General features: G+C 64.4%; 11 protein-coding genes. 7 read left to right on the top strand and 4 right to left on the bottom strand.

Annotation, left to right across the window (positions count from 1 at the left end):
- Nucleotides 1–69: 69 nt before the first annotated feature.
- The 3 genes from V5F89_RS03685 to V5F89_RS03675 all read left to right on the top strand — a co-directional run bounded on the left by V5F89_RS03685 (nt 70) and on the right by V5F89_RS03675 (nt 6,166).
- Entirely contained in the window at nt 70–723 is a 654-nt protein-coding gene (locus tag V5F89_RS03685; RefSeq protein ID WP_338446905.1) for a M23 family metallopeptidase, read from the top strand.
- Between the two features lie 204 nt (nt 724–927).
- Entirely contained in the window at nt 928–2,478 is a 1,551-nt protein-coding gene (locus V5F89_RS03680; RefSeq protein ID WP_338446904.1) for an acyl-CoA synthetase, read from the top strand.
- A 451-nt stretch (nt 2,479–2,929) separates the two neighbouring features.
- A complete protein-coding gene (locus V5F89_RS03675; RefSeq protein WP_338447506.1) occupies nt 2,930–6,166 on the top strand; it encodes a type ISP restriction/modification enzyme in 3,237 nt (1,078 codons plus the stop codon).
- An 86-nt stretch (nt 6,167–6,252) separates the two neighbouring features.
- Here the strand turns inward: V5F89_RS03675 and V5F89_RS03670 are convergent, their stop codons facing one another.
- Complete coding sequence (locus V5F89_RS03670; protein ID WP_338446903.1) at nt 6,253–7,143, bottom strand: UTP--glucose-1-phosphate uridylyltransferase; 891 nt, start codon at nt 7,141–7,143, stop codon at nt 6,253–6,255.
- Nucleotides 7,144–7,250: 107 nt separating this feature from the next.
- On the opposite strand from V5F89_RS03670, the gene murA reads away from it, so the two are divergent.
- The 3 genes from murA to V5F89_RS03655 all read left to right on the top strand — a co-directional run bounded on the left by murA (nt 7,251) and on the right by V5F89_RS03655 (nt 9,424).
- A complete protein-coding gene (murA, locus tag V5F89_RS03665) occupies nt 7,251–8,534 on the top strand; it encodes a UDP-N-acetylglucosamine 1-carboxyvinyltransferase (RefSeq protein WP_338446902.1) in 1,284 nt (427 codons plus the stop codon).
- Nucleotides 8,535–8,623: 89 nt separating this feature from the next.
- Nucleotides 8,624–8,851, top strand: coding sequence for a hypothetical protein (locus V5F89_RS03660; protein WP_338446901.1), 228 nt, complete (start codon nt 8,624–8,626; stop codon nt 8,849–8,851).
- A gap of 93 nt (nt 8,852–8,944) precedes the next feature.
- Nucleotides 8,945–9,424: a DUF305 domain-containing protein gene (locus V5F89_RS03655; protein ID WP_338446900.1), complete on the top strand. Its 480-nt coding sequence runs from the start codon at nt 8,945–8,947 to the stop codon at nt 9,422–9,424.
- A gap of 79 nt (nt 9,425–9,503) precedes the next feature.
- Here V5F89_RS03655 and V5F89_RS03650 read toward each other — a convergent pair whose 3' ends face one another.
- Nucleotides 9,504–10,121 (bottom strand): TetR/AcrR family transcriptional regulator, encoded by a 618-nt coding sequence (locus V5F89_RS03650; RefSeq protein WP_338446899.1) that lies wholly within the window; start codon nt 10,119–10,121, stop codon nt 9,504–9,506.
- Nucleotides 10,122–10,347: 226 nt separating this feature from the next.
- Here V5F89_RS03650 and V5F89_RS03645 point away from each other — a divergent pair, with 226 nt between their 5' ends.
- Entirely contained in the window at nt 10,348–11,268 is a 921-nt protein-coding gene (locus V5F89_RS03645) for an SDR family NAD(P)-dependent oxidoreductase (protein ID WP_338446898.1), read from the top strand.
- Between the two features lie 108 nt (nt 11,269–11,376).
- On the opposite strand, the gene V5F89_RS03640 is transcribed toward V5F89_RS03645, so the two are convergent.
- Together V5F89_RS03640 and phbB are read right to left on the bottom strand one after the other, a co-directional pair.
- Nucleotides 11,377–11,658 carry a ribbon-helix-helix domain-containing protein gene (locus tag V5F89_RS03640; protein ID WP_338447505.1) on the bottom strand — a complete coding sequence of 94 codons (282 nt, stop codon included), beginning with the start codon at nt 11,656–11,658 and terminating at the stop codon, nt 11,377–11,379.
- 11 nt (nt 11,659–11,669) lie between these two features.
- Entirely contained in the window at nt 11,670–12,392 is a 723-nt protein-coding gene (gene phbB / locus V5F89_RS03635; protein WP_338446897.1) for an acetoacetyl-CoA reductase, read from the bottom strand.
- Between the last annotated feature and the right edge of the window lie 146 nt (nt 12,393–12,538).

Here is a 12,538-nt window from a genome sequence, read left to right as displayed (position 1 = left end):
CCGCGAACAAAGAGGACGGGACTTTTGGTCGTAACTCCTTTCAGCCGGCGGATCGCTCGCGCTGCGGCAATGTCCGCCGCCGCCGCCGCCACGCTCGCTGCCGCTCCGGCGCTCGCCAATTCCAGCGCCGCGGCGGCCGACATGTCCGCCCCGGTGCAGGATGCCCAGGCCGGCCCGATGGGCGGCGACGCGCAGTTCCGCGAACTCTTTGCCAGCTGGCGCTCGCTCGACGGAACCGGCGCACAGCCGGTCGCAACCACGGGGATCTCGGTCCCCTCGCGCATGCCGCTCGAAGATTCGCGGCTCACCAGCAATTACGGGATGCGCAACCACCCGGTGCTCGGCGGCCGGCGCGCGCATAGCGGGGTCGATCTCGCCGCGCCGACCGGCACCCCCGTCTATGCCACGGCCGACGGTATCGTAGGCCGCGCCAACTGGTTCAGCAGCTACGGCCTGTTCATCCAGATCGAACACGGCGCCAACCTGCAGACCCGCTACGCCCACTTGTCCAAGCTGGCCGTGGCCGATGGTCAGCGGGTCAGGAAAGGCGACCTGATCGGCTATGTCGGATCGACCGGCCGCTCGACCGGCCCGCACCTCCATTACGAAGTGCGCGTGAACGGCAAGGCGGTGAACCCGATGCCCTACATGATCGAGAGCGAGGCGCAGCAGGCCTTCGCACTCGCCACCGGCGAAGGCGGCATGGGCGGCGGGGACGAATAACCCTTTCACGCCCCGCTCTCGGGCGGGGCCGGCATTCGCGGAGGATGCCTGAAAAGGCGGCGGGTTGCGACCCGCCGCCTTTTTGCTTGCCGCAAGGACTGCGCAAGCTAGGTTTCTTATCACAACCAGACGCCCCAGCCGGCACCGGGCAAATCCGGGCCGGCGCAGATCCAGCGGGGCGCAGCGAGTGGAGAGAGACCGCCGATGCACCCGATAGCCCATGCCCAGACACGCCCCGACCGCCCCGCCATCGTAATGGCCGGATCGGGGGAGACCGTCACGTATGCCGAGCTGGACGACACCGCCAACCGCTTCGCCCATTTCCTGCGCGAACAGGGCATGGGCCGCGACGATGCCTTCGCCCTGCTGATGGAGAACAACGCGCTCTATCTCCAGCTCGTCTGGGGATCGCAGCGCGCGGGCACGATGCTGGTCCCGGTCTCGACCCGGCTGACCGCGCCCGAGATCGCCTATATCCTGGAGGACAGCGGGGCGAAGTGCCTCGTCGCCTCGACGCGCTTCGCCGATGTCGTGGAGGTCCTGCGCCGCGAACGGCCGGACCTCACGATCCACCTCGTCGGCGGCGATGCGGGAGACGGGCTGGAAGCCGCGCTCGCCCGCCAGCCCGAGGGGCCGATCGACGATCCCTGGCCCGGCCTCTACATGCTCTACTCCTCCGGCACGACCGGGCGACCCAAGGGCATTCGCCCGGCCCCGCCGAAAGAGCCGGACGTGCAGGCGAGCAATCCGCTGGTCATGCTCGCCACGATGGGCGCGGGGATGCCGGCCGACGGGGAGATGGTCTATCTCTCGCCCGCCCCGCTCTACCACGCCGCGCCGCTCGGCTGGTGCTGCACGGTCCACCGCCTGGGCGGCACGGTCGTGGTGATGGAGAAGTTCGATCCCGAAGCCGCGCTCGCCGCGATCGAGCGGTACCGCGTGACCGACAGCCAGTGGGTCCCGACCCACTTCGTCCGCATGCTCAAGCTCGACGAGGCGGCGCGCACCCGCCACGACCTCGCCAGCCACCAGCGCGCGATCCACGCCGCCGCGCCCTGCCCGATCCCGGTCAAGCGCGCGATGATCGACTGGTGGGGCCCGATCGTCACCGAGTACTACGCCGGCTCCGAAGGCATCGGGATGACCCTGATCCGCAGCGAGGACTGGCTGACCCACCCCGGCTCCGTCGGCCCCGCGATCCACGGCAAGGTCCACGTCTGCGGGCCCGACGGGGAGGAGCTGCCCGCCGGCGCCGACGGGCTGATCTATTTCGAGAACGACACGATCCCCACTTATCACAACGACCCGGCCAAGACGGCGGAGGCGATGCACCCGCAAGGGTGGATGACGCTGGGCGACATCGGCCATGTGGACGAGGACGGCTTCCTCTACCTGACCGACCGCAAGAGCCACATGATCATCTCCGGCGGGGTCAACATCTATCCGCAGGAGATCGAGAACCTGCTGATAACGCACGACAAAGTCATGGACGCGGCGGTGATCGGCGCGCCCGATGCCGACCTGGGGGAGAAAGTCGTCGCCGTCGTCCAGCCGGCCGACATGGCCGCGGCGCGGGGCGACGGCGCCGCCGCGCTGGAGCAGGAGCTGCGCGATTTCCTCGCCCCCCAACTCGCCCGCATCAAGATGCCGCGCCTGTTCGACTTCCGCCCCGAGCTGCCGCGCGAGGCCAACGGCAAGCTCTACAAGCGCGAGCTGCGCGAGGAGTTCGCCGCGCGGGCGAAGGAGGAAGCCTGACCCCGCTCCCGGCGCCGCGCGCCTGCCTGCCGTGTGACACTCGAGGGGCATCTTGTGCCCTGTGACTTTCCGCAGCGGCCCCGGCCCCGCCGCGCCCCGCACCGCCCGACCGGCGGAGATATAGCGCTGAAAAACACGCCTTTTTCTGCCGGGCCAGCGCCGCGCCCTCCACGCCCAGCCCGCGCGCAAAACCGGGCCGAACCGCGCCGGTTGTGACCTTCCGCCACCGGGTCACACCCGCCTGTGACTTTCCCCGCCGCCCCCCGCGACACAGCCTTCCCGCGCCCCGCGCCGGACCGCCCGCACCGCCACCGATGCCCCCGCCAAAGATCGCCGCACGTCGCTGCATGATTCGCGTTGAAGCACACCGGCGGGGGTGTAGGAAAATGATTTGCGTGACCGCGCCCCGGCGGGCGATAGGATGGGGCGACAGGGGGAAGTTGTGACGACAATGGATATCGCCGGTTACCTGGAAGAAATCCGCAAGATCCATGCCACCGGGGTGGCAAGCGAGCATAGCTATCGCCCCGCCTTGCGCGATCTGTTCGCCAGCATCGACCCCGATCTGGATGTAATCAACGAACCGCGCCGGGTCGAGGTGGGGGCGCCCGATTTCATCTTCCAGCGAGACGGCGTGGCGCGCGGCTGGTGCGAACACAAGGACATCGACAAGGATGTCATCAAGCTCAAGGGTTACAGCAAGGAGCAGAAGGAGCGGTATCGCAGCGGCCTGCCCAACCTGATCTATACCAACGGGCTGGATTTCGAATTTCTGCGCGATGGTGAGCAGACCGCCTTCATCACCATCGCCGACATCACCAGCCCCGCGCTGCCCGCCCGGCCGGAGGAGTTCGAGCGGCTGGAAACGTATTTGCGCGCCTTCGCGGCGGAAAAGCCAATCAGCATCCGCAGCGCGCGACGCCTTGCCGAACTGATGGCGGGCAAGGCCAAGCTGATCAAGGACGTGCTGGGCAAGGTGCTGAAGGAAGATACCGACCTGCAATCGGACCTTGCAGGGCAATACAAGAGTTTCAAGGCGAACCTGCTGCCCAACCTGACGCCGGACGAATTCGCCGACATCTACGCCGAAACGATCACTTACGGCATGTTCGCCGCGCGGTTCCACGACCGGACGCCGGGCACGTTCGACCGGCGCGAGGCGCTGGAGCTGCTGCCCAAGTCCAACCCCTTCCTGCGCAGCCTGTTTCAATTCGTCGCCGGCTACGATCTGGACGACCGGATCGCATGGATCGTCGACGATCTGGCCGAAGTGCTGCGTGCCAGCAATCCGCACGACCTGTTCGAGGATTTCGGCCGTTTCACCGCGCGAAACGACCCCTTCATCCATTTCTACGAAGACTTCCTGGCCGCCTATAACCCCAAGAAACGCAAGAGCCGCGGCGTCTGGTACACGCCCGAACCGGTGGTCGATTTCATCGTCCGCGCGGTGGACGACGTGCTGAAAACCGAATTCGGCCTGGCCGACGGGCTGGCCGACACCGGCAAGGTGACGGTGGACTGGGACACCGGGGAAACCAGGAACGGCAAAGCGGTCACGGTCAAGAAGGATGTCCACCGGGTCCAGATTCTCGACCCCGCGACCGGCACCGGCACGTTTCTGGCCAAGGCGGTGCAGACCATTGCCGACCGGGTGAAGGCGCGCGCACCGGGCATGTGGTCGAGCTACGTCGAGAACGACCTGCTGCCGCGCCTGCACGGGTTCGAGCTGCTGATGGCCAGCTACGCCATGTGCCATATGAAGCTGGACATGCAGTTGACCGAAAGCGGCTATGTCCCGAGCAAGGACCCGCCGCGCCTTTCCGTCTGGCTGACCAATGCGCTGGAACCGGCGGACCGCGACATTGCCGATCTGTTCATGCCCGCCCTGGCCAGGGAGGCGAAGGGCGCGAGCGAGGTCAAACGCCAGACCCCGATCATGTGCGTGATCGGCAATCCGCCCTATTCGGGCGAGAGCGCCAACAAGGGCGATCACATCATGGGGCTGATGGAAGCCTACAAGATGGAGCCGGGCGGCAAGGAGCGGCTGAAAGAGCGCAATCCAAAATGGATCAACGACGATTACGTCAAGTTCATCCGCATGAGCGAAGACCTGATCGCCAGAAACCCGGCTGGCGGCGTGCTCGGCTTCATCACCAACCACGGCTATCTCGACAACCCGACCTTTCGCGGGATGCGCTGGCACCTGCTCAAGACCTTCGACAAGATCTGGGTGCTGGACCTGCACGGCAACGCCAAGAAGAAGGAAGTCAGCCCCGACGGTTCACCCGACAAGAACGTGTTCGATATCCAGCAAGGCGTCGCGCTAATTATTGCGGTGCGGAAGGGCGCGGGGAGCGAAGAACTGGCCGAGGTTTGGCATGGTGATTTATGGGGGAGTCGGAAAAGCAAGTACGAAGGATTGGGTGTTGGCATTCTTTCCCAGGCGATCAAGAACCGGATCACTCCCACAATACCGCAAGTTGACCTCGTCAATCGCGATGCTCTCGTCGGCACGCAATATGAAGTTGGCTTTGACATCGCGAGCCTATTCCCCCTCAATAATTATGGAATGGTTTCCAAGAGAGACAGTCTCGCATTTCAATTCGATAAAGAAGAATTGAGGAAGGTTGTCCGCGACATCTCTACGCTGACAGATGAAGAAATTGTAGCGAGATACCCACTTTCAAGCTGGAATAGCAGAGATGGGAAAGTTGAGTATGTATCCAAATCAGTTCGCAAAAACGGATTAGATGACAGACGATTTATCCACTGCCTATATAGACCGTTCGATTTACGATATACATACTATACTGCTGACAGCAAGGGCTTCATTGCTTGGCCATCACCTCTCGCAATGCAGCCTATGATTTTGGGGGATAATCTCGGGCTTTTGTTCTCTCGAGCAAAAGGAACTTTTGTTGATCTATCGAATGGAGTGACCGACGGTGTTATAGACCAATGTGCAGTCGCAAATAAATCGGCCGGAGGTGGAATAAGTTATTTAGCCCCTCTCTACCTCTACCCTGATGAAAGCGCCAAGCAAGTCGATGCGCTGGCCCCCACCGAACGCACGCTCAACCTCGACCCTAAGCTCTACACCGCCATCTGCGAAGCTGCCGGGATCGATGCCACCGACACCGCCGGACCGGAAGACGACTTCCGCGCGCCGACCGGCGAGGATCGACCCAGCGAGATCAAGGTTTTCGACTATATCTACGGCGTGTTGCACAGCCCCGATTATCGCGAGACGTTCGCCGAATTCCTCAAGATCGACTTCCCGCGCATTCCCTATCCACCCTCGCCCGAAGTCTTCCGCCATGTCAGCGAAAAGGGGGAACAGCTACGCCGCCTCCACCTGATGGAACCGGCGGCGATTGGCGACACGCCCTATCCCTTCGACGGGGAAGGCGACAATGTCGTCGCGCCCCGGCACCCGAGGTTCGAGAAGGGGCGGGTCTATATCAACGGCAAGGGGGCCGAAGGGCAGTATTTCGACGGCGTGCCGGACGTCTCATGGGGTTTCTACATCGGCGGTTACCAGCCGGCGCAGAAATGGCTAAAGGACCGCAAGGGCCGGGCGCTGACCTGGGACGATATCGGCCACTATCAGAAGATCGTGAAAATCCTGGCGGAAACCGACCGCATCATGCACGAGATCGTCCTGCCGCTCGATACGGGCGATGCGTAAGGCGGCCCCCTCTCCTTCCGGCGCTGACGCACCTCCTTCCTCTCCCCTGAAGGGGAGAGGGCATTATTGCTGCCCCAACAACCGCGCTATTTCAGCAGTCTTTGGGCCATCGCCCTGACCTCTTCGCCCATGTCCTCGCGTTCCAGCGCCAGGGCCAGGGTCGCTTCGACGAAGCCGGTCTTGCTGCCGCAGTCGAAGCGGCGGCCGGCGAAAGTGACCGCGTGGAACGGCTGGGTGCCGATCATGCGCGCCATCGCGTCGGTCAGCTGGATTTCGCCGCCCGCGCCCTTCTCCTGCCCTTCCAGCGTGCGCATGACTTCGGGCTGGAGGATATAGCGGCCGGAGACGATCTTGTTCGACGGCGCCTCTTCCACTGGCGGTTTTTCCACCAGGCCGCGCACTTCGGTCAGCGCGCCGCGGGTTTCGCCCGGCGTGATCACGCCGTAGCTGGAGACATCCTCCTGCGGGACTTCCAGCACGGAGACGAGGTTTCCGCCGACCTGCTCGTAGGCTTCCACCATCTGCTTCATGCAGCCGGTGCCCGCGCCGTCGCCCCGGGCGCCGACCATCAGCTCGTCGGGCAGGAGGATCGCGAAGGGCTCGTCCCCCACGATCGCGCGCGCGCACCAGATCGCATGGCCGAGGCCGAGCGGCACCTGCTGGCGCACGGTGATGATGTCGCCGGGGGTGAAGCGGGTGGAATCGAGGATCGAGAGATCCTTGCCCCGCTCGGCCATTGTCGCTTCCAGTTCGTAAGCGACGTCGAAATGTTCGACGATGGCCGACTTGCCGCGCCCGGTGACGAAGATCATCTGCTCGATCCCCGCTTCGCGCGCCTCGTCCACCGCATACTGGATCAGCGGGCGATCGACGATCGGCAGCAGTTCCTTGGGGATAGCCTTGGTCGCGGGGAGGAACCGGGTGCCCAGCCCGGCGACGGGGAAAACGGCTTTTCTGATCGGTTTGCGCTCGCTCATCCGTCATGGATAGGTAGCGGGTCGCCCCGGTGCAAGCGCCCGCGTGCCGGCGGCGACGATGCGGGCAACGGCTTGCGGGCGCACCGATTCACGCTAAACGCTCGCCCATGGACAAGATCATCATCGAAGGCGGCAAGCGCCTTTCCGGCACGATTCCGATTTCGGGCGCGAAGAACGCCGCGCTCACCCTGATCCCCTGCGCTCTCTTGACCGAAGAGCCGCTGACGCTGCGCAACCTGCCGCGGCTGGCCGATATCGACGGGTTCCAGCACCTGATGAACCAGTTCGGGGTCACCACCTCGATCCAGGGTTCGCGGCCGGAGGATTTCGGGCGGGTGATGACGCTGGAAGCGCCGCGGATCACCGGCACCGTCGCGCCTTACGAGCTGGTGCGCAAGATGCGCGCCTCGATCCTCGTGCTCGGCCCGATGCTGGCGCGCATGGGGGAAGCGACCGTCTCGCTGCCCGGCGGCTGCGCGATCGGCAACCGCCCGATCGACCTGCACCTGAAGGCGTTGGAAGCTTTCGGCGCGCGGATCGAACTCGCACAGGGCTATGTCCGCGCCCATGCGCCCGACGGCGGGCTGCCGGGCGGGGAGTACGATTTCCCCGTGGTCTCGGTCGGCGCGACCGAGAACGCGCTGATGGCGGCCGCGCTGGCGAGCGGGACCTGCCGCCTGTTCAACGCCGCGCGCGAGCCGGAGATCGTCGACTTGTGCAACCTGCTGGTGGCGATGGGGGCCGAGATCGAGGGGATCGGCACGTCCGACCTCACCGTCCACGGGGTGAAGCGGCTGCACGGCGCGACCTACCGCGTCATGCCCGACCGGATCGAGGCCGGATCCTATGCTTGCGCCGCCGCGATCACCGGGGGCGAGGTCCTGCTCGACGGGGCGAACGCGAGCGAGATGCAGGCCACGCTCCACGCGCTGCGCACGATCGGCGTCCATACGGAGGCGGAAGGCAAGGGCGTGCGCGTCGCGGCCAACGGGGCGCTGAAGGCGGCGAACCTCTCGACCGCGCCCTATCCCGGGCTCGCGACCGATATGCAGGCGCAGCTGATGGCGCTGCTCACCCGCGCGGAGGGGACGAGCGTGCTGACCGAAACGATCTTCGAAAACCGCTATATGCACGTGCCCGAGCTGAACCGCATGGGCGCGCATATCGAAACCTCGGGCCGGACGGCGATCGTCCACGGGGTGGCCCAGCTCACCGGAGCCGAAGTGATGGCGACCGACCTGCGCGCCTCGATGAGCCTGGTGATTGCCGGGCTCGCGGCCGAAGGGCAGACGCAAGTCCGCCGCCTCTATCACCTCGACCGCGGGTACGAGCGGTTGGAGGAGAAGCTCGCGCTGGTCGGCGCGCAAGTGGAACGGGTGGGCGACGAATAGGGCCCCGATCGACAGGCGGCACCGGGCGCGCGGACCTTTCCGCGGCGTTCGGCGTTGACCGGACAAACGCAAAGAAGGAGACCGTTCCAATGGCACTGATCAAACTCGCTGCGCTCGGCGCGCTCGGTTACGTCGGGTACAAGTTCTACGAAAAGCAAAAAGCCGACCACGCCGCCTACGCCGGCAACCAGGGCGAAGCCGACGTGCGCGACGCAGGGCCGGAAGCAATGCGCGACAAGCCCAAGCGCGGATGGAGCAAGGCCGACGAAGCCAGCGACGAAAGCTTCCCCGCCAGCGACCCGCCGGCGAATTACTGAGGCCCACGCGCAACCGCGCCGCCGAAGCGGGCGGAACCCGTCGCGGTTTCGCCCGCTTTGCCTTGCATGGCACAGACATCGAACGATTCCGGCATGGGCTACACCCGCTTCCTCGCCATGATCGCGACGGGGACGCTGGTGATGTACGCCCTGATGTACCTCAACACTTACGAATGGGATCACGTCCGCTTCAGCCAGACGCGCGCCTGGATGGCGCTGCTGATGGGTGCGACGATGGCGGTGATCATGCTCGGCTTCATGTGGCGCATGTATGGCCGGCTGCAGCTCAACCTGGCGATCCTGGGCCTTGCCGTCGCCGCCTTCGCCGGCTCGCTGTGGCTGGTGCGCAGTCAGGCGACGGTGGGCGACGTCAGCTACATGAAAGCGATGATCCCGCACCATTCGATCGCGATCATGACCAGCCGCCGCGCGGAGATCTCCGACCCGCGCGTGCGCGACCTCGCCAACCGCATCATCGCCGCGCAAGTGCAGGAAATCGACGAGATGAACGCCCTGATCGCCGATATCGAAGCGAACGGCGATGCCCCGGGCGATCCGGCCCCGGTGCGCTAGGGCGTCGACGCGGCATTGCGATCTGCTTGAGGCAGAGCAACCCAGGACGGATCGCGCCGGTTCTTTGCGGACCTGCACCTCAAGTCAAACCATCCAGAATGACCGCTATCGACTGACGCGAAAGCTCTGCGAGAGCGTCATCGTCTTTAACCCGGTGAGCAAGGGTGCCATCGATCAGCATCATCGACAAACCGTGCACGAAGGCCCAGCAGACCATGGCCCCGTTGTCGACTTGCTCCGGAGAAACCGGTGCCGGCAGCAAACGGCGAATGACCCCGCCAAGCGGCGCGAAGCTTCTGGATTTCCGCTCCGCAACGCGTTCGTCGTGGTGCCAACCCTCGCCGCCGACGCCGGCACCGAACATGAGACGATAGAGCTTGGGGTGCTCGCGGGCAAAGCGAATGTATTCGTATCCAAGGCGTTCGAGGGCGATCCGGGGATCGTCGTGGCCTTGTGCGGTAGCGGCCTGACTTGTCGCGAGAAGCTCGAAACCCTGCGCGGCGAGCGCCGCAAGAAGTCCTTCGCGGCTGGAGAAATGGTTATAAGGCGCGGTCTGGGACACGCCGGCCATCCGCGCAACGGCACGCAGGGACAGTTTTTCGGGGCCATCCTGTTCCAGTTGTTTTCCGGCGACCTGCAGCAACGCTACCTTCAGATCGCCATGCTTCTCGCCAGGGCGTCTCTTTCCCGTCGCCATGCGCGCTCCTCCGTTATCGACCGGCAGTTGCGATCATCCATAGGCGTTGTTGCCGAACCAGCGCCCGAGGCATGACGTTCCCTTTGCCCGTCGATACCCCTCTAACCACATGGATTCACGATGTGAATTCTTCGCGGGCAAGATCTGCAACCACAGTTTAATATTGACAATGAACATTATGTGCAGGAAAGGGTATATGTTCATTGTCAATATAAAAGGGCATGGAATGACCGATACACACAAACCCGCCAATCCGGGGCGGAGGGCGATGCTGGGTGCGGCTGGTGGTCTTGCGGTTGGTGCCGTGGCCGGTGCGGCCGTCGGCGCCGGATCGCGGCCGCCTGCGCCCATCGCGCTGCAAGCGGATGATCGTTTCGCTGGAAAGGCCGTTGTTGTTACCGGCGGAACGTCGGGTATTGGCCGGGCCACGGTCGAACTCTTTGCCGCACACGGCGCGAAGGTCGCCTTCTGCGGAAGGCGGGCCGAGCTTGGCGAAGAGGTTCAACAATCCATCGCCTCGGCGGGTGGGCAGGCAAAATACATTCAGGCGGACGTGAGGCGTGAAGAGGACGTGGCCAGGTTTCTCGACCAGGCGCGTCGGGCATTGGGTGGGCTGGACATCGTTGTCGCAAATGCCGGGATCACAATCCAGAAGCCGCTGCATGACTACGCGACTCCGGAATGGCAGGATGTGATCGACACCAACCTGCATGGCGGCTTCTTCACTTTGAAGCATTCGATACCCGCGATGCTGAACGCGGGCGGGGGCGTGATTCTCGTCGTTGCCTCCTCGGTCGCCAATGTCGCAGGCCCCGCTCAAAGCGCCTATGTCGCATCGAAAGCCGGGCTTGTCGGGATGGTTCATTCAGCCGCGCTGGATTATGCGGAGAAGGGCATCCGGATAAACGCGATCAATCCTGGTACCACCGACACTGCATTGGTGAGGCGAGTTGCTGGTATGGAGAACGTGCCAGATGCCGTTTGGCAGGTGGGCTCGGCACAATGGGCGAAATCCAACGTACACGGAATGAAGCGTATGGCTCGTCCCGAGGAGATTGCGGCCTTTATCGTTTCAATGGCATCACCCGACCTCACATTCGCAACAGGTAGCGCTTTGAGTTCGGATGGAGGAATGGGGGTCGGATAGATCGGCCCGGTCGGATCATGCGCGGCCGGGTGACGAGGAATGGAGGTTCTTTGAACGCTTCATCCCGGCTGTCCATGCCCGAAGAGGCAGACTTCATCGGCATCGCATCTATCCGTCTCCGGGTGCGCCTTCCGTCAATATGACTTCAGGCAACGAAAGGCCGGGCCGGTTTGCAACCAGCCAGAGACGGATCGCGCCGGCCAGGCCCGGCGGAACTTGCGCCCGAATGCGCTCCTCGTCGATCCGCGCCACCAGCGCGTTGACCGGCACCCCTTCGCGCGCCGCGGCCTCGCGCAGCATGTCCCAGAACAGCGGTTCCAGGCTGATCGAGGTCTTGTGCCCGGCGATTTCGACCGAGCGCTTGACCGGCGGGTGATAGGGGGCGGGCAGCGATCGTCCCCTCAGTACATGTGCTGCCCGCCGTTGATGCTCATGGTCGAGCCGGTGACGAAACCGCCGTCGTCGCTGGTGAGGAAAGCCACGCCGCGGGCGATTTCCTCCGCCTGGCCGAGCCGCCCGACGGGGATCTTGGCGACGATCTTTTCCAGCACCGGCTCGGGCACGGCGGCGACCATGTCGGTATCGATATAGCCGGGCGCGATCGCGTTCACCGTCACCCCGAAACGCGCGCCTTCCTGCGCCAGGGCTTTGGTAAAGCCGTGAATGCCGCTCTTCGCCGCGGCATAGTTGACCTGGCCGTATTGCCCCGCCTGGCCGTTGATGCTGCCGATATTGACGATCCGGCCCCACCCGCGCTCGCGCATCCCGGGGAAGCAGGCCTTGGCCATGTTGAAGCACCCGCCCAGGTTGATGCGCATGACTTCGTTCCAGTCGTCGTAACTCATCTTGTGCAATGTGCCGTCGCGCGTGATCCCGGCATTGTTGACCACGATGTCGATTTCGCCGACTTCGGCCGTGACCCGCTTGCACCCCTCGATACAGGCTTCGTGATCGCCGACGTCCCACTTGTAGGTTGCGATGCCGTGCGTGTCGGAAAACCGCTTCGCCTTCTCCTCGTTGCCCGCGTAGTTGGCGACCACGGTGCGCCCCTGCGCCTTGAGGGCAAGGCTGATCGCCTCGCCGATGCCGCGTGTTCCGCCGGTAACAATCGCCACTCGTGCCATAATAGAAATCTCTCCCGAATGATCCGCTGTCTTCGCCCCCGCGCAAGCCTAGGCCAGGCGCGCGCAGCTACAAAGCAAAACCCCGCCGCCGGGCAGCCGGGGGCGGGGTCTGTCGAAGAACAATGGTGTTACGAAACGATGTCGGC

The sequence above is a fragment of the Pelagerythrobacter marensis genome (assembly GCF_036700095.1).
Lineage (GTDB): Bacteria > Pseudomonadota > Alphaproteobacteria > Sphingomonadales > Sphingomonadaceae > Pelagerythrobacter > Pelagerythrobacter marensis_A.
The sequence above is the reverse complement of the archived record's forward strand: the minus strand, read 5'-3'. Positions and strand labels throughout refer to the sequence as shown.